This window comes from Pseudomonas arsenicoxydans (genome assembly GCF_900103875.1).
Lineage (GTDB): Bacteria > Pseudomonadota > Gammaproteobacteria > Pseudomonadales > Pseudomonadaceae > Aquipseudomonas > Aquipseudomonas arsenicoxydans.
On the sequence record NZ_LT629705.1, the window covers coordinates 1,556,906 to 1,578,519 of the forward strand.

14 protein-coding genes are annotated in these 21,614 nt (G+C 60.1%); 2 read left to right on the forward strand and 12 right to left on the reverse strand.

What is annotated here, in order from left to right:
• Positions 1-3: 3 nt before the first annotated feature.
• The 9 genes from yccS to betI form a co-directional block, all read right to left on the reverse strand.
• Positions 4-2,187 (reverse strand): YccS family putative transporter, encoded by a 2,184-nt coding sequence (gene yccS, locus BLQ41_RS07075; protein WP_090178784.1) that lies wholly within the window; start codon positions 2,185-2,187, stop codon positions 4-6.
• Positions 2,188-2,419: 232 nt separating this feature from the next.
• The gene (locus tag BLQ41_RS07080; protein ID WP_090178788.1) at positions 2,420-3,598 is read right to left on the reverse strand and encodes a BaiN/RdsA family NAD(P)/FAD-dependent oxidoreductase; all 1,179 of its coding nucleotides are present in this window, start codon (positions 3,596-3,598) and stop codon (positions 2,420-2,422) included.
• Positions 3,599-3,743: 145 nt separating this feature from the next.
• The gene (dbpA, locus tag BLQ41_RS07085) at positions 3,744-5,081 is read right to left on the reverse strand and encodes an ATP-dependent RNA helicase DbpA (RefSeq protein WP_231997110.1); all 1,338 of its coding nucleotides are present in this window, start codon (positions 5,079-5,081) and stop codon (positions 3,744-3,746) included.
• Positions 5,082-5,329: 248 nt separating this feature from the next.
• A complete protein-coding gene (mdtD, locus tag BLQ41_RS07090) occupies positions 5,330-6,757 on the reverse strand; it encodes a multidrug transporter subunit MdtD (protein ID WP_090178795.1) in 1,428 nt (475 codons plus the stop codon).
• Between the two features lie 139 nt (positions 6,758-6,896).
• Positions 6,897-8,234, reverse strand: coding sequence for a TldD/PmbA family protein (locus BLQ41_RS07095; protein ID WP_090178798.1), 1,338 nt, complete (start codon positions 8,232-8,234; stop codon positions 6,897-6,899).
• The gene (locus BLQ41_RS07100) at positions 8,234-9,676 is read right to left on the reverse strand and encodes a TldD/PmbA family protein (RefSeq protein WP_090178801.1); all 1,443 of its coding nucleotides are present in this window, start codon (positions 9,674-9,676) and stop codon (positions 8,234-8,236) included. The genes BLQ41_RS07095 and BLQ41_RS07100 overlap by 1 nt, the downstream gene beginning before the upstream one ends.
• Before the next feature lie 284 nt (positions 9,677-9,960).
• Positions 9,961-11,664, reverse strand: a complete 1,704-nt coding sequence (betA, locus tag BLQ41_RS07105) for a choline dehydrogenase (protein ID WP_090178804.1) — start codon at positions 11,662-11,664, stop codon at positions 9,961-9,963.
• A 144-nt stretch (positions 11,665-11,808) separates the two neighbouring features.
• The gene (betB, locus tag BLQ41_RS07110) at positions 11,809-13,281 is read right to left on the reverse strand and encodes a betaine-aldehyde dehydrogenase (RefSeq protein ID WP_090178806.1); all 1,473 of its coding nucleotides are present in this window, start codon (positions 13,279-13,281) and stop codon (positions 11,809-11,811) included.
• Between the two features lie 106 nt (positions 13,282-13,387).
• Positions 13,388-13,981 (reverse strand): transcriptional regulator BetI, encoded by a 594-nt coding sequence (gene betI / locus BLQ41_RS07115; RefSeq protein ID WP_090178809.1) that lies wholly within the window; start codon positions 13,979-13,981, stop codon positions 13,388-13,390.
• Positions 13,982-14,360: 379 nt separating this feature from the next.
• On the opposite strand from betI, the gene BLQ41_RS07120 reads away from it, so the two are divergent.
• Entirely contained in the window at positions 14,361-16,310 is a 1,950-nt protein-coding gene (locus BLQ41_RS07120) for a BCCT family transporter (RefSeq protein ID WP_231997111.1), read from the forward strand.
• 213 nt (positions 16,311-16,523) lie between these two features.
• Here BLQ41_RS07120 and choV read toward each other — a convergent pair whose 3' ends face one another.
• The 3 genes from choV to BLQ41_RS07135 all read right to left on the reverse strand — a co-directional run bounded on the left by choV (position 16,524) and on the right by BLQ41_RS07135 (position 19,558).
• Positions 16,524-17,702 carry a choline ABC transporter ATP-binding protein gene (gene choV, locus BLQ41_RS07125; RefSeq protein WP_090178813.1) on the reverse strand — a complete coding sequence of 393 codons (1,179 nt, stop codon included), beginning with the start codon at positions 17,700-17,702 and terminating at the stop codon, positions 16,524-16,526.
• A complete protein-coding gene (choW, locus tag BLQ41_RS07130) occupies positions 17,699-18,544 on the reverse strand; it encodes a choline ABC transporter permease subunit (RefSeq protein WP_090178816.1) in 846 nt (281 codons plus the stop codon). The genes choV and choW overlap by 4 nt, the downstream gene beginning before the upstream one ends.
• Positions 18,545-18,610: 66 nt before the next feature.
• On the reverse strand, positions 18,611-19,558 hold the full coding sequence (locus BLQ41_RS07135) for a choline ABC transporter substrate-binding protein (protein WP_090178819.1): 948 nt from the start codon (positions 19,556-19,558) through the stop codon (positions 18,611-18,613).
• Between the two features lie 435 nt (positions 19,559-19,993).
• Here BLQ41_RS07135 and BLQ41_RS07140 point away from each other — a divergent pair, with 435 nt between their 5' ends.
• Positions 19,994-21,370: an L-serine ammonia-lyase gene (locus BLQ41_RS07140; RefSeq protein ID WP_090178823.1), complete on the forward strand. Its 1,377-nt coding sequence runs from the start codon at positions 19,994-19,996 to the stop codon at positions 21,368-21,370.
• Positions 21,371-21,614: the final 244 nt, after the last annotated feature.

The following is a 21,614-nucleotide window of genomic DNA, read 5'->3' on the forward strand; positions in this document are numbered from 1 at the left end:
ATCTCAGGCTTCGCTGGTGTCCTTGATCAGGTGCGCCGCCAATGTGCGCAATGGCCCCAGCTGTCGGCAGATTAGCGCCAACTGCGTCTGCACCAGTCGCTGGCCTTCATCGATTTCATCCGGCATCTGTTCCAGTTCATTGGCCAGCGCCTCTTCCGCATCACTCTGAATCGCTATCGGTAGTTTGTTGGTCAGGCCCTGGGCGATCTCGTCGATGCTGGCGGCCAGGCTCACGCCTGCACCGTCGATCAGGTGCTCGCGTACATCCGCCGGCAGTTGGGTTTCGCGGTGCGCACCCAAGCCCGACAAATAACTGAGCAACGTGTGCGACAGCACCAGGAAGCGAAACCCGACATCCGCCTCCTTACGAAAATGCCCCGGTTCCATCAACATGTTCGCCAGCGTCGTCGACAGCGCCGCATCTGCGTTGTGCGCGTTGCGTCGGGCCAGGCGATACGCCAGGTCATCGCTCTTGCCGGCGGCGTATTGCTGCATGATCTGGCGCAGGTAAATGCTGTTGCAGGTCAGGGTGTTGGCCAGCACTTTGTTCAGGCGTCGGCCCTGCCAGTCCGGAAGGAACAGGAACACCGCGAGCCCGGCGATCAGGCTGCCGAGCAAGGTGTCGAACAGTCGCGGCAGGAACAGCCCGTAACCGTCCCCGACCTGGTTGAAGCAGAACAGCACCATCAGGGTGATCGCGGCCGTGGCCAGGGTGTAGCGGGTGGTGCGGTTGATAAAGAACACCACCCCGGCGGCAATCGCGAAGCACGACTGAATCAACGGGTTCGGGAACAGATCGAACAGGGCCCAGGCCACGGTCAGACCAATCGCCGTGCCGATGATCCGCTGCCCGAGTTTGCGCCGGGTCGCGCCATAGTTCGGCTGACAGACAAATAGCGTGGTGAGGATGATCCAGTAACCCTGTGACGGGTGAATCAAATGCACCATGCCGTAGCCGATGCTCAAGGCCAGGGGCAGGCGCAGTGCGTGACGAAACAGCAGCGACGTCGGCGTCAGCTGCGTGCGCAAGCGAATCCACACATCCTTGAGGTTGCGCGGCGAACGGTCGAGCAGGCTGCTGTCGGTGGCGTCGGCCAAGGAATCGGGGTTGCTGGCATCGCTGAGCAAACGGTCGAGGGTGCCAAGGTTGGCGGCCAGCGCGCGCAATGAACGCAACAGCCCCCGCCAGGCCGGGTTGCTCTGGATGCGCAGGTGTTCGAGCGAGGCGTGCAGATCGCTCAGGGCTTCGGCGAAGCTGGCGTCATAAACGAAGGGCTGGCGCATCTGGATCGATTCGGCCAGGGCGCGGCAGGCTTTGCCTTGCTGGCGCAGCAGGCGCTGACAGCGGAACAGCACGTCGCTGTGGAAGAACGCCTCGGCCAGCGCGTTGTAAGGATAGTGAGAGGAGCTGGCGCGCTCATGGATGTCTTGAGCGAGGAAATACAGCTTGAGGTAGCGGCTGACCTTAGATCCCGGCCGACCATTGCCGACCCGATGCAGGATGATTTCCTTGGCAGCGTTGAGCGCCGCCACCACCCGACCGTTTTGCTGGGCCAGTTCCAGTCGACGCGCCTCCACGTCCAGCTGCCGGATCGGCTCGAACAGTGAAGACTTGAGCTTCAGGTAATAGCCCAGTTCGCGGAACAATCGCGCCAGGCTTTGCTGCACCGGCTGATTGGAGAACAGCGCCTGCCACAGCACCGACAGCAAACCGTACCAGGCCGCACCGGCCACCAGCAGCACCGGCTCGTGCCAGAAATCGGTGACCGCGCCGCCGCGTTGGTCCACGCCGATCATGGTGTAGACCGACAGAATCAACGTTGCCGAGGCAATCGCGCCATAGCGTTCGCCGAGGGCGCCGAGCATGGTCAGGCCGAAACTGGCCAGCGCCAGGGCGATGACGAAAACGATCGGGTAGGGGAACAGCAATTCGACGGAGAAGGCAGCAACGCTGAAACATACCAACGTCACGGCCAGCGCGTTGAGGCGGCCCTGCCAACTGTCGTCGGTCTCGGCCAGGGCGCTGGCGATGATCCCCAGGAACAACGGAATCAGCAGCCCCATTTCATCCTGATACCAACAGACAGCCATGCTGCCGGTCAGTGCGATGAACACCCGCACGCTGTAGCTGAATTTATCCAACGCCCAGAGGCGGCGCAGAGACTGATTAAAAGGGGTCGATGACATGAAGTGCGAAGGCCTTCCGAGGCAATGACGCTAAATTGAGCCAGTAATGACGCCGACGCAATGGCGCCGATCACATCTGACAGCAAAATCTGTTCCTTCCCTGGGAAACACATGCCGGTGTAGGAGCTGTCGAGTGAAACGAGGCTGCGATCTTTTGACCTTAATTTTTTAAAAACAAGATCAAAAGATCGCAGCCTCGTTTCTCTCGACAGCTCCTACAGGGCGGTGTGGGTTAGACGTATTGCGCGGCGGCGTAACCCGAGGCCCAGGCCCATTGGAAGTTGAACCCGCCCAGGTGCCCGGTGACGTCGAGCACTTCGCCGATGAAATACAGACCCGGGCTTTTCAGCGATTCCATGGTCTTGGACGAGACTTCGCGAGTATCCACGCCACCTAGGGTCACTTCTGCCGTGCGATAGCCTTCTGTGCCGGCCGGCACTACTTTCCAGCTCGCCAGTTTTTCGGCGATGTCGGCAATTTCCGCATGGGTGTATTGCTTCATCGGTTTGGAAACGAACCAGTTGTCCGCCAGCAGGTTGGCCATCTTCTTGGTGAAGATTTCACCGAGCAAGGTCTTCAACTCGCTGTTCGGGCGTTCGACTTGCTGCTGTTGCAGCCAGATCGGCACGTCGTGGTCCGGCATCAGGTTGATTTCGACCGTGTCGCCGGATTCCCAGAACGAGGAAATCTGCAAAATCGCCGGGCCACTAAGGCCGCGGTGGGTGAACAGGATGTTCTCGCGAAAGCTCTGGTCGTTGCAGCTGACCAGGCAATCCACCGATGTGCCGGACAATTCAGTACACAGCTCTTTCAACTGATCGGTGATGGTGAACGGCACCAGGCCGGCGCGGGTCGGCAGCAGATCGTGGCCGAACTGCTTGGCCACCTGATAACCGAAACCGGTCGCGCCCAGCGTCGGGATCGACAGCCCGCCCGTGGCGATGACCAACGATTCACAGGTGATCTGGCCTAGCGTGGTGTCCAGCAGATAACCGCTTTCGAGCTTCTCGATGGTCTGGATCGAGGTGTCCAGGTGCAAGCTCACGCCGACCTGATCGCACTCGCTGAGCAGCATCTCGAGGATGTCGCTGGATTTGTTATCGCAGAACAGTTGGCCGAGTTTTTTCTCGTGGTACGGCACGCCGTGTTTGGCGACCATGCCGATGAAATCCCACTGGGTGTAGCGCGCCAGTGCGGATTTACAGAAATGCTCGTTCTGCGAGAGAAAATTGCCCGGTTCGGTGTACATGTTGGTGAAATTGCAGCGGCCACCGCCCGACATCAGGATTTTCTTGCCGGCCTTGTTCGCATGGTCGAGCAACAACACCTTGCGCCCACGCCCGGCGGCGGTCAGCGCGCACATCAACCCTGCGGCGCCAGCGCCAATGATCACGACTTCGGTAGAGCGCAAAACGGTGTCCTCGAAATAGAAAAACCTGTAGGAGCTGTCGAGTGAAACGAGGCTGCGATCTTTTGATTTTGATCTTTTTTAAAACAAGATCAAAAGATCGCAGCCTCGTTTCACTCGACAGCTCCTACAGGGGGGGGCGCTGTTTTTACAGGATGCGAACGCGCAGCGAACGGCCTTTGATCTTGCCATCATTCAGGCGCTGCAAGGCCTGCTTGGCGATCCCGCGTTCCACGGCTACATAGGCCTGGAAATCGAAAATCGCGATCTTGCCGACCTGGGCGCCCGGAATGCCGGCATCGCCCGTCAATGCACCCAGAATGTCGCCCGGACGCACTTTGTCTTTACGGCCCGCGCCAATCACCAGCGTGCTCATCACCGGCAGCAGCGGTGCGCCGCCCTGGGATTTGAGGTTGTCCAGCTGATCCCAGCTCAACGGCGACTTCTGCAGTTGCTCGATGGCCTGGGCGCGGTGCGCTTCGGACGGCGCGACCAGGCTGATCGCAATGCCTTTCTCGCCAGCGCGACCGGTACGGCCGACGCGGTGAATGTGGATTTCCGAATCACGGGCCAGTTCGACGTTGATCACCATGTCCAGCGCATCGATGTCGAGGCCGCGGGCGGCGACGTCGGTGGCAACCAGTACCGAGGTGCTGCGGTTGGCGAACATGGCCAATACCTGGTCACGGTCACGCTGTTCCAGATCGCCATGCAGGCCGACGGCAGAGATGCCTTTGGAGGTCAGATGATCGACGGTTTCCTGAACCTGCTGCTTGGTGAAGCAGAACGCGACGCAGGAGGCCGGACGGTGATGTGCGAGGACTTTGACCACGGCGTCCATGCGCTCATCCGGGGAGATCTCGTAGAAGCGCTGCTCGATCTGCGTGTCGTCGTGGAACGCCTCGGCCTTCACTTGCTGCGGGTTGCGCATGAACTTCGACGCCAGCTGCTTGATGCCCACCGGGTAAGTGGCGGAGAACAGCAGGGTCTGGCGGCGTTCCGGGCACTGGGCGATGATTTCTTCGATGGAATCGTAGAAGCCCATGTCGAGCATGCGGTCGGCTTCGTCGAGGATCAGCGTGTTCAGGCCATGGAGCACCAGCGAACCCTTGCGCAGGTGTTGCTGGATCCGGCCCGGGGTGCCGACGATGATGTGCGCGCCGTGCTCAAGCGAACCGATCTGCGGGCCGAACGACACGCCGCCGCATAGGGTCAGGACCTTGATGTTGTCTTCGGAACGGGCCAGACGACGGATTTCCTTGGCGACCTGGTCGGCCAGCTCACGCGTTGGGCAGATGACCAGTGCCTGGCAACCGAAGAAGCGCGGATTGATCGGGTTCAGCAGACCGATACCGAAGGCGGCGGTCTTGCCGCTGCCGGTCTTGGCCTGGGCGATCAGATCCATCCCCTTGAGGATCACCGGCAAGCTTTGCGCCTGGATCGGCGTCATCTGGGTATAACCGAGCGAGTCGAGGTTAGCCAGCATGGCGGCGGACAGCGGCAAAGTATTAAAAGCGGTGGCGATGGTGGTCACGGGACTGGCCTGCAAAACAAAATGTCGCGCAGTGTATCAGTCCCGTGGCCATTGGCCCGTAGTTTCCGGACGAGAAGTCGCCGAGCGATGATCAGGCAAGGCGAAAATAGACGAGAAAGCGGAGTTGGCTTTAGCCAATGAGCATTTCGAGTCTGTTTTCAACGCAGCATGGTCGAGCGCAGGCACTTCTCGTCCAGAAACTAAGGTTCGATGTGCTCCTCTGGACGTTTGACGCGCCGTCCGTCTTCTCTCGACAGTTGCGAGAAGATCGTGGCGGCCAGCATTGCCATGATTCCGACGGTCACAAAGGTCAGCTGGAAGGCGCCCAGCACCGTGTCGACGCCATCGTTGCCGATTTCTGCGGTGAAGCCACCGAGCAGCGCACCGGCGCAGGCAACCCCCAGGCTCAGGGACAATTGCGCGACCACCGACAGCAGACTATTGCCGCTGCTGGCGCTGGCATCGTCGAGGTCGATCAGGGTCACGGTGTTCATCGCGGTGAACTGCAACGAGTTGATCGCACCAAGAATGGCCAGCATCCCCAGCAATAACCAATACGGCGTCTGCTCGCTGACCAGGCCCATGCTCGCCAGCATCAGCCCCAGTGCCAAGGTGTTGCCGGTCAGCACGATACGATAGCCCAAGCGTTCGATCAGCGGTCGCGCCACCGACTTGGCGACCATCGCCGCAGCAGCCAGCGGCAGCATGCTCATCCCCGCTTGGGACGGCGAATAACCCAGCGCCACTTGCAGCAACAACGGCACGAGAAACGGCAACGCGCCGCTGCCCAGGCGGGCGAACAGATTGCCGAGGATGCCCACGGCAAAAGTCCGGGTCTTGAACAGTGACGGCGCGAACAGCGGATTCTCGGTGTGCCCGGCCCGTAGCCAATACGCCGCCAGGCACGCCATGCCGCCGAATAGCAGCAACATCACGCGCAAGTGCGGCAGGTGCAGTTCACCCAGGCCTTCCATGGCGATGGTGATCAGCACCATCGCCGCGCCAAACAGTAAAAAGCCCAGGCTGTCGAAACGCGTGCGTTCAGTGCCGCGCAGGTCAGGGATGAATTTCCACACGGCATAGCAGCCGACGGCGCCCACCGGCAGGTTGATCAGGAAGATCCAGTGCCAGGTCAGGTATTCCACCATCCAGCCGCCCATGGTCGGGCCGATCAACGGGCCGAGCAGTCCGGGAATAGTGATGAAACCCATGATCCGCACGAGCTCTGAACGCGGATAGGCGCGCAGGACCACCAGCCGCCCGACCGGCAGCATCAGCGCACCGCCCAGACCCTGAATCACCCGGGCGCCAATGAGCATGCTCAAGGTGCTCGACAATGCGCAGAGCAGCGAGCCGAGGCTGAACAGCAGGATGGCGCCGAAGAAGATTTTCTTGGTGCCGAAACGGTCAGCGATCCAGCCGGAAGCGGGGATCAGCAAGGCGACGGTGAGCATGTAGGCGATGATCACGCCTTGCATGCGCAGCGGATCCTCGGCCAGATCGCGAGCCATGGCGGGCAGGGCAGTGTTGAGAATGGTCCCGTCGAGGGATTGCATGAAGAAAGCGATGGCGACGACCCACGGCACCCAGCGGGCGGTGACAGCGTCGAGAGGTGGGCGGTTGGGCATGGGACCTCTTTGGAGTGTGAATCAGGTAATCCGTGGTCACTTCATCGCGGGCAAGCCCGCTCCCACAATGGCCTTGGGCGGATCACAAATTTGCATTCCAACCCGGAACCTGTGGGAGCGGGCTTGCCCGCGAATTTTTTTACAGGGTCAACGTCAGCTTGCTGATCAATGCTCCCGGCAACAACGCCGAAGCTGTGGCGCGCTGGCTGTACGTACTGGCCGACAGCAACAGTTCGCGCTCTTCGGTCAACGCTTCAAGGTGCGAACCGAGCAAGCTGTAGGCACTGTCATCAAAGCGCATCGTGCTCACCGGAGCCTGGATCTCGCCGTTCTCGACCCAGAAGGTCGCAAAACGCGTCATGCCGGTCAGGCGCGCCGCCGGTTGATCCGAGTAGTTCAGATACCAGAGATTGCTGATGTACAGCCCGGTGCCCAGCTGCTTGAGAATCTCGGCGTCAGGCAATGTGCCGGCCGCCATGTTCAGTGCACTCGGCATTTCACCGCCACCGGCGCCATTGGCCGTCAGGCCGTACTCGGCCGCGCTGCGTGAATTGACCATCTGCGCGCCAGCCTTGCCTTCGACAATCAAGCCAAGATCGCTGCGCGGATAACCTTCGCCCGAAAACGCCGGGCTCAGCGAACCGCTGACCTTTTCATCGACCGACACCAGCGGGCTGAACGAACTGTCGCCCGCGTAGAGTTTCTGCAGCGGACTGTGTTTGCTGGCAATCGACTGCGCCGAGAAACCGCCCCAGCCGAGCATGTCCATGATTTCTCCCAGAGCAGCCGGCGCCAGGTAGGCGCGGTATTGACCGGGTGCGAGGGTGCGTTGCGGCCTGCCCAGAAACGCCAACTGTTCGCGCGCCTGCGCAAAGCGCCTGGCAAAGCCTTCGCTGCTCCAGTCATGCCCGGCGTAGCTGGCTTTCACCGCTTGGCCATTGTCATGGAACAGGCTGAAGTCAAAGTTGAAGCTGTTGGCCTGATGCCAGCCGAATGCGCCCGCCGAACTGGCGAAGCCACGACTGATCGGCCCGGCGGCATAGAAACCCACCAGGTCCAGCCCTTCGGCAGCCTGGGTGATTTCAGAGACCACTTGTTCGGTGTCCGGCAGCGCACGCTCCTGCACGTTCTTGCTCTGCCAGCCGTTGTGATTGAGCAACAGGTACGGATCCTGCGGCAGCAGCGGCAGTGTTTCGCGTAACTGTTGCAGCCCTTCGGCCAGACGCTGGCGGTCGACTTCCGCGTCGCCAGCCAGTGTGATGTGGAGGTCGGCATGCCGGCCTTCGTTGATCAGTTTGAAACCGACGCTCGCTTGCTGCACCTGCCCGGCCTGACGCACCTTGGCGTGGTTGAAGCGCACGAAAGCCGAGGACTCGGCGGCGTAGCTGAGGGTGAATTGCTCCGGCTCGCGAATCGCATCGCGCAGCCAGGTCACCAAGGCCTTGAACGAAGCGGCCTGATTGTTGGACGTACTCATCAGGCGTCTCCCCCAAACACATCAACGTTGCTGAACACACAGGCCGGCGAGGCGTGACCGACGCGGATCACCTGGTTCGGTTCACCCTTGCCGCAGTTCGGCGTGCCCAGGACCTTGAAGGTGCTGGCGTCGCCGACGGCGCTGAGACTCTTCCAGAATTGCGCGGAAATCGCCCGATAGTTCGGGTTCTTCACCACGCCTTTGAGCTCGCCGTTTTCGATCAACTGCGCCCATTCGCAACCGAACTGGAATTTATTGCGTGCATCGTCGATCGACCATGAGCGATTGGTCGACATCATGATGCCGTGCTCGATGTTGCCGATCAGTTGCTCCAGTGGTTGATCGCCGGGCTCGATGTTCAGGTTGGCCATGCGGTCGATGGGCGGGCGATTCCACCCGCAGGCGCGGCTGTTGGCAACGCCGTCCATGCCGGCACGGAACTGCGAAAGCGCGCCGCCCAATGGTCGCAGCAGCAAGCCTTCCTTGATCAGAAACTGTTTGCTCGCGGCGGTGCCGTCGTCGTCATGGCCGTAGCTGGCGAGCTGTTCGGGAATGTCCGGATCGAAGGTGACGTTGAGCAGTTTCGAGCCGTATTGCAGGCGGCCGAAATCGTCTGCCTTGACGAAACTGGTGCCGGCGTAATTGCGTTCATCACCGAGGATGCGGTCCAGCTCCAGCGGATGGCCGATGGATTCGTGGATCTGCAGCATCATCTGGTCGGGCATCAGCAGCAGGTCGCGCGGACCTTGCGGCGTGTTGGGTGCCAGCAGTAATTGCAACGCCTGGTCGGCGACTTTCGGGCCGGCACCGATCAGCCCGCAACGGCTGATCACATCAGCGCTGCCTTGCTGGCCGAAGTTCTCGCGGCCAAGGCTTCGGGTCTGGCTGTCGCTGCCGTCGTAGGCGGTGACATCCAGGCCCGGGTAGACGAATCGTTGCGCCTGACGCAGTTCGGCGCCGGCGCTGTTGAGGTAGATCTGCTCGACGTGGGTGATGCCGATGCTCACCTGCCAGTTCACCAGTCGCTCGTCCTTGGGCACGGACGCGGATTCGGCGCCGAGCAATTGGTAGCAATCGCTCAGGGACGGGAAGGGCTGGTCGAGGTTCGGCGAGAAATAATCGGCGCGGTCGCTGGAAACGGCTTGTTCGCGCAAGTCCAGCAAGGCGTGGGGCTTGAGGCGTCGCGCTTGTTGTTCGGCCTTCTCCAGAGCGGCTTGCAGGCCTTGTTGCGACAGGTCGTTGGTCGCGGCGTAGGCTTCGACACCGTTGACGCGCACGGTCAGCATGGCGCCTTCGTCACGGCTCAGGCTCGGAGGTTCGGCGACATTCTTGCGCACCGACAGGTACTGGCCGGATTCGCGCACATAACGCAGCGAAAAGAATTCAGCGCCCGTGCGCAAGGCAGCAAAACGCTGCTTGAGCTGGGGGTGGAAATCGAACATTCGGGAACCTCCTTGGTATGGAGTGGCGGTGTAGCGGTGTTGCGAAGGGGGGGTGAAACGTTTGCGTGGCGCTAGATTAGGCCTGTGCGGGGAGCGATATCAAGGGTGGAGCGGTGTAGGAAAGGATTACGTCGGTGTGTCAGCTAGGGATGTGTTGTCTGGTAGGACCCATCGCGGGCGAGCCCGCTCCCACAGGGATTAGGTTTGATCACATATCTGCAATCCAACCGAAAACCTGTGGGAGCGGGCTTGCCCGCGATTAGCCGTGATGCGGTGTAGCAGTCTTACTGCGCAGTCGGGCTCACATCACGCATTGGCTTGCCACGCACTGGCGCATCGCCGGCCACGAAGTAAGCAGCGTTGCTACGCGGCAATGGCTTGCGACCACGGATCTTGTCGGCGATTTTCTCGGCGATCATGATCGTTGGCGCGTTCAGGTTGCCGGTGGTGATGATCGGCATGATCGAAGCATCGACCACGCGCAGGGCTTGCATGCCATGCACACGACCTTCGCCATCGACCACGGCCATTTCGTCGGTGCCCATCTTGCACGAGCAGGACGGGTGGAACGCGGTTTCGGCGTGTTCGCGGATGAACTTGTCGAGCTGCTCATCGGTTTGCACGTCGATGCCCGGGCTGATTTCGCGGCCACGGAATGCATCCAGTGCAGGCTGTTGCATGATTTCACGGGTCAGGCGGATGCCGTCGCGGAATTCCTGCCAGTCCTGCTCGGTGGCCATGTAGTTGAACAGGATGCTCGGGTACTCGCGCGGATCCTTGGACTTGGCCTGGATGCGACCCCGGCTCGGCGAACGCATGGAACCCATGTGCGCCTGGAAGCCGTGTTCTTTCACGCCGTTGCTGCCGTTGTAGTTAATCGCGACCGGCAGGAAGTGGTACTGAATGTTCGGCCAATCGAATTCCGGACGGGTGCGGATGAAACCGCCGGCTTCGAACTGGTTGCTGGCGCCGATGCCGGTGCCGTTGAACAGCCACTCGGCACCGATGGCTGGCTGGTTGTACCAGAGCAGCGACGGGTACAGCGAGACCGGTTGGGTGCAGGCGTATTGCAGGTACAGCTCGAGGTGATCCTGCAGGTTTTCGCCGACGCCCGGCAGGTCGTGGACCACCGGGATGTCGAGTTTTTTCAGCAGATCGGCCGGGCCGACACCGGAGCGTTGCAGGATCTGCGGTGACGCGATGGCGCCGGAGCACAGCAGCACTTCTTTGCGGGCGCGGGCTTCAACACGCTCTTCAGCGGCACCGATCAAATAACGCACGCCGACGGCACGCTTGCCTTCGAACAGGATCTTGTCAGTCAGGGCGTGGGTGACGATGGTCAGGGTCGAACGCTTTTTGGCGATGTCCAGATAGCCGCGAGCGGTGCTGGCGCGACGACCGTTCGGCGTCACGGTGCGGTCCATCGGGCCGAAACCTTCCTGCTGGTAACCGTTGAGGTCTTCGGTGCGCGGGTAACCGGCCTGCACGCCTGCTTCAACCATCGCGTGGAACAGCGGGTTGTTGCCGGCTTTAGGCGTGGTCACGCTGACCGGGCCGTCGCCACCGTGGTACTCGTTCGGGCCGATGTCACGGGTTTCAGCCTTGCGGAAATACGGCAGGCAGTCGAGGTACGCCCAGTCTTCCAAGCCTGGCAGTTTCGACCAGTTGTCGTAGTCCATCGCGTTGCCGCGGATGTAGCACATGCCGTTGATCAGCGAAGAACCACCCAGGCCCTTGCCGCGACCGCATTCCATCCGGCGACCGTCCATGTGTGGCTCTGGATCGGTTTCGTAGGCCCAGTTGTAGCGACGGCCTTGCAGCGGGAACGCCAGGGCGGCCGGCATTTGCGTACGGAAGTCTAAACGGTAGTCCGGGCCGCCTGCTTCGAGCAGCAGGACGGTGACGCCTTCGTCTTCAGTCAGACGGGTGGCAAGGGTGTTACCCGCAGAACCGGCCCCTATGATGATGTAGTCGTATTCTGTAGTCATGTGTTCTCCTGGGGGAGCTGCAAGCCACAAGCTTCAAGCTGCAAGGAAAAGCAGCGAGCGGTGTCTTTGAAATCGGGTAGTGCGGCAAACCAAACTGCTTTTACTTGCAGCTTGAAGCTTGCCGCTTGTAGCTGGATCAGCTAATCAAAATACCGAAACGTACTCACCCAGTTCGACTTGCACGGACTTGATGCGCGTGAAGTTGTTGAGAGAGCTGATCCCGTTTTCACGGCCCACGCCCGACTGTTTGTAGCCACCGACCGGCATCTTCGCGTCGGATTCGCCCCAGGCGTTGATCCAGCAGATACCCGCTTCCAGTTGATGAATCACGCGGTGGGCGCGGTTCAGGTCCTTGGTGACGATACCGGCGGCGAGGCCGAAGTCGGTGTCGTTGGCACGACGGATCACTTCTTCTTCTGTTTCGTAAGTCAGGATCGCCATCACCGGGCCGAAGATTTCTTCGCGAACGATGGTCATCTCGTCGGTGCAGTCGGTGAACACGGTCGGTGCCACGAATGCGCCCTTGGCGAATTCGCCTTCGGTCAGACGACCGCCGCCGCACAGCACGCGAGCGCCTTCTTCCTTACCTTTGGCGATGTAGCCCAGCACGCTTTCCATGTGGGCGAAGCTGACCAGAGGACCGAAGTTGGTGTTCTCGTCTTCCGGGTTGCCGATGCGGATGCGCGCAACGCGCTCAGCGATCTTGGCTTCGAACGCAGCTTTCAGGTGAGTCGGTACGAACACGCGAGTGCCGTTGGTGCAGACCTGGCCCGAGCTGTAGAAGTTGGCCATCATCGCGGTGTCGGCGGCGCGGTCGAGGTCGGCGTCGTCGAAAATGATCAGCGGGGATTTGCCGCCCAGTTCCATGGTCACGTCTTTCAGCGACGAGGCAGAAGCGCTGGCCATGACCTTCTTGCCGGTGTCGGTGCCGCCGGTGAAGGAGATTTTTTCGATGCGTGGGTGCTCGGTCAGCCAGGTGCCGACTTCACGGCCGCTGCCGGTCAGAACGTTGAACACGCCAGCGGGAAGGCCTGCTTCGGTGTAGATCTCGGCCAGTTTCAGCGTGGTCAGCGAGGTGACTTCGCTTGGCTTGAAGATCATCGCGTTACCGGCCGCCAGGGCAGGAGCGGATTTCCACAGGGCGATCTGGATCGGGTAGTTCCACGCGCCGATACCAGCGACGACGCCCAGCGGCTCGCGACGGGTGTAGACGAACGAAGTGGTGCGCAGCGGGATCTGCTCGCCTTCGATGGCGGGCACCAGGCCTGCGTAGTATTCCAGCACGTCGGCACCGGTAACGATGTCGACATACTTGGTTTCGGAGAACGATTTACCGGTGTCCAGGGTTTCCAGGGCGGCCAGTTCATCGTTGCGCTCGCGCAGGATGTCGACGGCACGACGCAGGATGCGCGAACGCTCCATGGCGGTCATCGCAGCCCAGATTTTCTGGCCCTTTTCGGCGCTGACCACTGCGCGCTCGACGTCTGCCTTGGTCGCACGCTGAACGATTGCGAGGACTTCACCGTTAGCCGGGTTGATGGCTTCGAAGGTGGCGTCGCTGCTGGCGTCACTGTAGCCGCCATCGATGTAGAGTTTTTGCAGTTCGAAACGGGCCATAAAGTCCTCGCAAGTGCATAAGTGGTTGGCGTTAACCACCGGGCGTGCCGTCAAGCAGTTGGCATCATCATCGGTAGCGTTCAGGGGTTGAGCGGTTATGTGTGCTCTAACTCACCTGCTTGGCCAGTTGGAAATCCATGTATTCGTAAGCGATCCGGTGCGCCTGCTCGGTGTCGAAAGCATCTCCCGACAGCGCGCCGCGCAACCACAAACCGTCAATGAGGGCTGCCAGGCCCCGGGCTGCACTGCGCGCGTCATCGAGCGGCAATACGCGGCGGAACTGGCAGCACAGGTTGGAATACAGACGGTGATCGTTGATCCGCTGCAACCTGTGCAAAGACGGGTGGTGCATGCTGGTGGCCCAGAAGGCCAGCCAGGTTTTCATTGCCGGGCCATTGACCTGGCTGGCGTCGAAGTTGCCTTCGATAATCACCTGCAGATGAGCCCGTGGGCTGTCATCTGCCAGCGCCTGACGGCGCGCGGTGACGTTCTCGCTGAGGACACTCATCAGGTACTGCGCGGTGGCCGCGATCAGGCCGTTCTTGTCCTGAAAATAGTGACTGATGATGCCATTCGAGACACCGGCCAAACGGGCGATCAGCGCAATGCTGGCGTCCCCCATTCCGACCTGATCGACGGCCTGCAATGTGGCTTCGATCAACTGCTGGCGACGGATGGGTTGCATACCGACCTTGGGCATCTTGCACATCTCCTTAGGCCTTCCGGCAGACGTAAAACGTCTATCGGGTTGAAGGCCAGTCTATTTTGTTTTGATTGAACGTTCAATCAACAAAGAATAAGATCTGCGACAATTCGTCGCTGCCTACAGGTTTTTCCTACACGTAGTTAGCGGAAAAACGACATCACAAAACGCTCGAAACCCATGCGCACAGGCGCTCCCGGGCTTCGGGCTTTTTTCGGGGTGTCTTTATATCACCCGCCGGTCGGCTGCCAACTAACCGATTGGTCGGGTAACGCGTTGCCTTGTGTTCTTCTCCCGCACTGCCCGGAGCATCTGTGCCATGAGTTCTGCCTCTCTTATAAAGACCCCGCCCGAGAAGGTGACGGTCAACGGTTGGGTGTTCTACACCTCTACCGCGCTGATCCTGTTGTTGACCGCCATTCTGATCATCGCCCCGCAAGAGGCCGGCAGATTGCTCGGTATTGCCCAGGCCTGGTTGTCCCGCAGCTTCGGCTGGTACTACATGGTGGTGATTGCCGCTTATCTGGTATTCGTCGTCGGCCTGGCGTTTTCGTCCTACGGCAAGCTCAAACTGGGCAGCAAGGACGACACCCCGGACTTCAGCTACGGCGCCTGGGCGGGGATGCTGTTCTCGTCGGGTATTGGCATCTCGCTGTTGTACTTCGGCGCTTCGGAGCCGCTGGATCACTACTTCAATCCGCCGGAAGGCGTTTCGGCCAGCAACATGGCCGCGCGTCAGGCCGTGCAGCTGACGTTCCTGCACTGGGGCCTGCATGGCTGGGCGATTTACGCCCTGGTCGGTTTGGCTGTGGCGTACTTTGCGTACCGTCACAACCAGCCACTGGCGTTGCGTTCGGCGCTGTATCCGCTGGTGGGTGAGCGCTGGGTCAAAGGCGCGGCCGGTCATGCCGTGGACGGCTTCGGCATGTTCGTGACCCTGCTGGGGCTGGTGACGAATCTGGGGATTGGTTCGCTGCAAGTGTCCTCGGGCCTGGAAAACCTGTTCGGCATGGAACACAGCAACACCAACCTGCTGATCGTGATCATCGTGATGAGCACCGTGGCGACCATCGCCGCCGTGTCGGGCGTGGAAAACGGCATTCGCCGCCTGTCCAACCTGAACATCGTGCTGTTCAGCGGTTTGCTGATTTTCGTGCTGCTGTTCGGCCCGACCCTGCACCTGCTCAATGGCTTCGTGCAAAACATCGGCGACTACCTGAACGGTGTGGTGCTGAAAACCTTCGACCTCTATGTGTACGAAGGCGACAGTGAGAAGTCCGACCGCTGGTTGGGCCTGTGGACCTTGTTCTACTGGGCCTGGTGGATTTCCTGGGCCCCATTCGTCGGCATGTTCATCGCGCGTATTTCCCGTGGTCGTACGGTGCGTGAACTGGTGGCTGGCGTGCTGCTGATCCCGCTGGGTTTCACCCTGGCGTGGCTGTCGATCTTCGGTAACTCGGCCCTGGACCTGGTGATGAACCATGGGGCGGTGGAGCTTGGGAAGACGGCGCTCGAACAGCCGTCCATGGCGATCTACCAACTGCTTGAACATTACCCGGCGTCGAAGATTGTTATCGGCGTGTCGATCTTTGTCGGTTTCGTGCTGTTCCTGACCCCGGCGGATTCCGGCGCGGTGATGATGGCCAACCTTTCCTGCAAGGGCGGCAACGTCGACGAAGATGCGCCGCACTGGCTGCGGATTTTCTGGTCGGCGGTGATTACCCTGGTGACCATCGGCCTGCTGTTCGCCGGTAACTTTGAAGCCATGCAAACCATGGTGGTGTTGGCCGGTCTGCCGTTCTCGGTAGTGCTGGTATTCTTCATGTTCGGCTTGCACAAGGCAATGCGCCAGGACGTGCAGATCGAGCAGGAGCAGGCGGAACTGGCTGCGCGCGGTCGTCGTGGCTTCAGCGAGCGTTTGACCCAATTGGATCTGCAACCGAACCAATCGATCGTTCAGCGCTTCATGGATAAGCAGGTCAGCCCGGCGCTGGAAGATGCGGCGGTGCAATTGCGGGCCCAAGGGCTGGAAGTGCAAACGCTGCTGGGCAAGTCCAAGCGTTGCATGGGCGTGCGGATCGAGATGGAAGAGGGCAACCCTTTTGTCTACGAAGTGAGCCTGGATGGCTATCTGGCAGCGGCGAGCGACACGGTGTCGCCGGAGAGTGCTGATGAACCGCGTGCGCGCTATTACCGCGCCGAGGTGTACCTGCACAACGGCAGCCAGGACTATGACCTGATGGGCTTTACTGCGGATCAGATCACCCGTGACGTGCTCGATCAGTTTGAAAGCCATCGGCAGCTCCTTGGCCGTGTCTATAGCTGAGTTTCGATCGGGCGCGGTGATTCAGTCTGAAGCACCGCGTCGCTTCCATCGCGGGCAAGCCCGCTCCCACAGGATCAGGGTATTGATCACGACATCGATCCCTGTGGGAGCGGGCTTGCCCGCGAAGGGGCCATCACTAGCAAAGCTGATTGACCCTATATCCCATAAACAAAAACGCCGCGATCCTCTCGCGGCGTTTTTGTGTTTGCTGCCTTACCCCAGGTTCTTGCCGAGCAGCGCGTGATACAGCTCGCTGTCGCCGAGAATCCCGACCACTTTGTTGTTGTCGTGCAGCACCAGTTTGTTGCCGGTCTGATAACGAATCTGCAGCGCATCGCGCATGCCGATGTTGGAGTCCACCAGCGTTGGGCGACGGCCCAGGCCTTCAACGGCTTGCCCTGGAATCCAGTTCTGCAGATCCAGGCTCGCACCGTTCTGGCGGGCGCCTTTGATGGTGTTGCCTTCGGCCAGGTCCAGCCACGAATCGCCGCCCGGATCGAGGCAGACGGAGCCGTTGATGCGTTTGCAGTTGTCCAGGGTGCGCATCAGGCTGCGACCGCACAAAACGTTCAGCGGATTGGTGTGGGCCACGAAGGTCCGCACGTAGTCGTCCGCCGGGTTCAAAACGATTTCTTCGGGCTTGCTGTACTGGATGATCCGACCGTCTTTCATGATCGCGATACGGCTGCCCAGCTTCAGAGCTTCATCGAGGTCGTGACTTACGAAAACGATGGTCTTGCTCAGCTTGCGTTGCAGTTCCAGCAGTTCGTCTTGCAGGCCTTGGCGGATCAATGGATCGAGTGCCGAAAACGGTTCGTCCATCAGCAGGATGTCGGCATCCATCGCCAGTGCGCGGGCCAGGCCCACACGTTGCTGCATACCACCGGACAGCTCGTTGGGTTTCTTGTTGCGCCATTGGGTCAGGCCCACCAGCTCAAGCTTGTCATCCACCAGTTTGCGGCGTTCCTTCTCGGGACGACCCTGCATTTCCAGACCGAAGCTGATGTTCTCGCGAACGGTCAACCAAGGCATCAGGGCGAACTTCTGGAACACCATCGCAATGCGCTTGGTGCGCATCATTTTCAGTTCTGCCGGGGTGCAGGAGGCGATGTCGATCTGCTTGCCTTCGTGCTCGACGAACAGCTTGCCGCGGCTGACCGTGTTGAGGCCGTTGATGCAGCGCAGCAGGCTGGATTTGCCGGAGCCGGACAGGCCCATCAGTACGCAGATTTCACCTTTTTCGACGTCCAGGCTGGCCTTTTCCACGCCAACGATCTGCCCGGTCTTTTTCAGGATCTCGTTACGGGTCATGCCTTGATCCAGCAGCTTGAGAGCCTCGCGTGGATCTTTGGAGAAGATTACGTCGACGTTTTCGAAGCGAATAATGCTCATGCGTCACCCCCTACTTTGGCGTCGGGTTGTTTGCAGATACGGTCGAGCATGATCGCCAGCAGTACGATCGCCAGGCCCGCTTCGAAGCCCAGGGCGATATCAGCAGTGTTCAGTGCGTTGACCACGGGTTTGCCCAGGCCGTCGGCGCCCACCAGTGCCGCGATCACCACCATCGACAACGACAGCATGATGCACTGGGTGATACCGGCCGCGATGCTTGGCATGGCGTGGGGCAGTTCGATTCGCGAGAGCAGCTGACGTCGCGAGCAGCCAAAGGCCTTGCCGGCGTCCATCAGTTCTTCCGGAACATCGCGAATGCCCAGGTAAGTCAGCCGAATAGGCGCGGCAATCGCGAACACTACCGTTGAGATCAGGCCCGGGACCACACCCAGACCGAAGAGGGTCAGGGTAGGAATGAGGTACACGAAGGTCGGCACGGTCTGCATGAGATCGAGCACCGGACGCATCAGTGTGTAGAACATCGGTTTATGCGCAGCGACGATGCCCAACGGCACGCCGATGACTACGCAGACCAGGGTCGCGAAGAGCACCTGGGCGAGGGTTTCCATGGTTTCCTGCCAGTACCCCAGATTGAGGATCAGCAAGAAGGAGGCGATGACGAAAACGGTCAGCCCCCACTTTCGTTGAATGAAGTGTGCCAGTAGCGCAATGAGGCCGATCAATGCCAGCGGGTTGAACCAGGTCAGCGCAAAAGTCACGCCGTGGATCATCGTTTCCAGTGACACGGCGATTGCGTCGAAAGTGCTGGCGCCGTGTTGCGTCAACCATTCAACGAAGCCCGCGATGTACTGGCCTAAAGGGATTTTCTGATCAATCAGCATGGTAGTGAACGTCCGCATGCAAGGAAATAAACAGCCCGGGCGAGCGAACCCGCCCGGCGTAAGCGATTACTGCGCGAGCTTGGCTTTCACGGCCTCCAGGCCTGGTTTACCGTCAATGGTGGTCACGCCAGCGAGCCAGGTATCGAGGACCTGTGGGTTCTTTTTCAGCCAGGCCTTGGCGGCCGCGTCAGGCTTCATTTTGTCATCCAGGATGTTGCCCATCAGCGAGCTTTCCATGTCGACGGTGAACTCCAGGTTTTTCAGCAACTGTCCAACGTTGCTGCATTCCTGGACATAACCCTTGCGAGTGTTGGTCGCCACGGTGGCGGCACCGAAGTCCGGTCCGAAGAAATCGTCACCACCGGTGAGGTATTGGATTTTGAAACGCTTGTTCATCGGGTGCGGCGCCCAGCCGAGGAACACCACGGCGGTGTCGCGCTTCTGAGCGCGATCGACCTGCGACAACATGCCGGCTTCGCTGGACTCGACCACTTTGAAACCAGCGTCTTTAAGGCCGAAGGCGTTCTTGTCGATCATACTCTGGATCAGGCGGTTACCGTCGTTACCAGGTTCGATGCCGTAGATTTTGCCGTCGAGCTCTTTCTTGAATTTGGCGATGTCGGCGAAGTCATGCAGCCCTTTGTCGTACAGCGCTTGTGGCACGGCGAGGGTGTACTTGGCGCCGGTCAGGTTGGTGCGCACGACGTCGACGGAGCCAGCATCACGGTAAGCCTTGATGTCGTTTTCCATGGTCGGCATCCAGTTACCCAGGAACACGTCCATGTTCTTGCCGTCGGCCAGGGACTTGTAGGTCACCGGCACGGAAATCATCGTGGTTTTGGTCTTGTAGCCGAGTGCGTCGAGCACGACGCTGGTGGTAGCGGTTGTCGCGGTAATGTCGGTCCAGCCGACATCAGAGAAGTTTACGGTATTGCACTGAGCGGGTTCTGCAGCTTGAGCCAGTAACGGCAGACTCAGCATGGCGGCCAACAACAACGACGGGGAACCTTTCATGGATGGACTCCTTGGTGTTTTTTTTGGCAGTGTTCCGACTGGACCACCGCACTTATAGGTTGCGGTTGGATGGCGTTTTGGAGACAGCTCTACCACGGCGCCTTGCAATCGAGTCGATACGATCATGTACCAGTGAAAATCTGACGCCTACAGGGGGCGTCGTAACCAGTACAGGGATGGTCGCATCCAGTGTCGGTGACGTCGTTTACAGCTTTTTTCAGCCCTCTTTTCCCCTCTGATCCGCTAAAAAACGGCGAAAACATTGCGTCGGCGCCTCGCGGCGTTGGTGAGCATGAGTGCGTCGGTGTGAGACGTCGAACGACATGACAAAAGCCTGATGATGCGGCCATCTCGGCGGATTGCAGCTAGAGCGTAGCAGCTCCGCCACTGGGCGCCTTTGCGTCTGGAGTCGGCACATCCAGGAGTTCGGCAGTAATGGCTATCAGTGTTTTCGACCTGTTCAAAATCGGCATCGGCCCTTCCAGTTCGCACACCGTGGGGCCTATGCGGGCCGCCGCGCTGTTCGTGCAAGGTTTGCGTGAGCAGGGTCTTTTGGAACAAGTACGGCGCGTCGAAGTTCAGCTTTACGGGTCGTTGTCGGCTACCGGCATCGGTCACGGCAGCGACAACGCGGTGATCATGGGCCTGATGGGCGAGTGGCCGGATGCGATCGATCCGTCGCAAATCGGCATTCGTATCGAAACCCTGCGCGAAACCCACACCTTGTTGCTCGACGGTCGCTTGTCGGTCCCGTTCATCTGGGCCCGGGACATGCGCCTGATCGACGAAAACCTGCCATTCCACCCCAACGCGATGACTTTGATTGTCGAAGGCGATGACGGCGAACTGCATCGTGACACCTACTATTCCATCGGCGGCGGTTTTGTCGTCGATGAAGCACAGGCTTCCAGCGGCGTGGTCGATCTGGACAGCACGGTGTTGCCGTACGATTTCTCCAGCGCCGTCGAACTGCTCAGCCTTTGTAAGCAGCACAACCTGCGTGTGGCTGAATTGATGATGGCCAACGAAAAGGTCTGGCGCAGCGAAGAAGAAATCCGCAGCGGCCTGATGAAACTCTGGCGCGCCATGCAGGATTGCGTCGAACAGGGTCTCAAGCACGAAGGCATTCTGCCCGGCGGATTGAATGTGCGTCGTCGTGCGGCCAAATTGCATCGCAGCCTTCAAGAGCTGGGTAAGCCCAATGTCATCGGTTCGACCTTGAGTGCCATGGAATGGGTCAACCTGTTCGCCCTGGCGGTCAACGAAGAAAACGCTGCCGGCGGACGCATGGTGACCGCGCCGACCAATGGCGCGGCGGGGATTATTCCGGCGGTGCTGCATTACTTCATGAAGTTCAGCGAAGCGGTGACTGACGCCAACGTGGTCGACTATTTCCTCAGTGCCGCCGCGGTGGGGATTCTGTGCAAGAAAAACGCTTCGATCTCCGGTGCTGAAGTCGGTTGCCAGGGTGAAGTCGGTTCGGCTTGCGCGATGGCGGCGGCGGGGTTGGCGGAGATTCTCGGCGCCACGCCGGAGCAGCTGTGCAACGCGGCGGAGATCGGCCTGGAACATAACCTCGGTTTGACCTGCGATCCGGTGGGCGGGCTGGTTCAGGTGCCGTGCATCGAGCGCAATGCGATTGCGGCTGTAAAAGCAATCAACGCGGCGCAGATGGCATTGCGCGGTGATGGTCAGCACTTTATCTCGCTGGATCGGGTGATTCGGACCATGCGTGATACCGGCGCGGACATGCATGACAAATACAAAGAGACATCGCGCGGTGGGTTGGCGGTCAGCGCGGTTGAGTGCTGAGATTGAGTTGACCCCATCGCGGGCAAGCCCGCTCCCACAGGACTTGTTGTGTGACCGAGAACTAAGGCACACCAAAAATCCTTGTGGGAGCGGGCTTGCCCGCGATAGCGCCAGACCAGTCAAAACTGCGCGCTAAGTGAACACCGGAATCAAAACGCGCCACGTTTTGGCGCGTCGCTTACAGATAAGTGACTCACCCATGGCCAGGGATCCAAAATGGCCATTACCGCCTGTCACCTGTGCT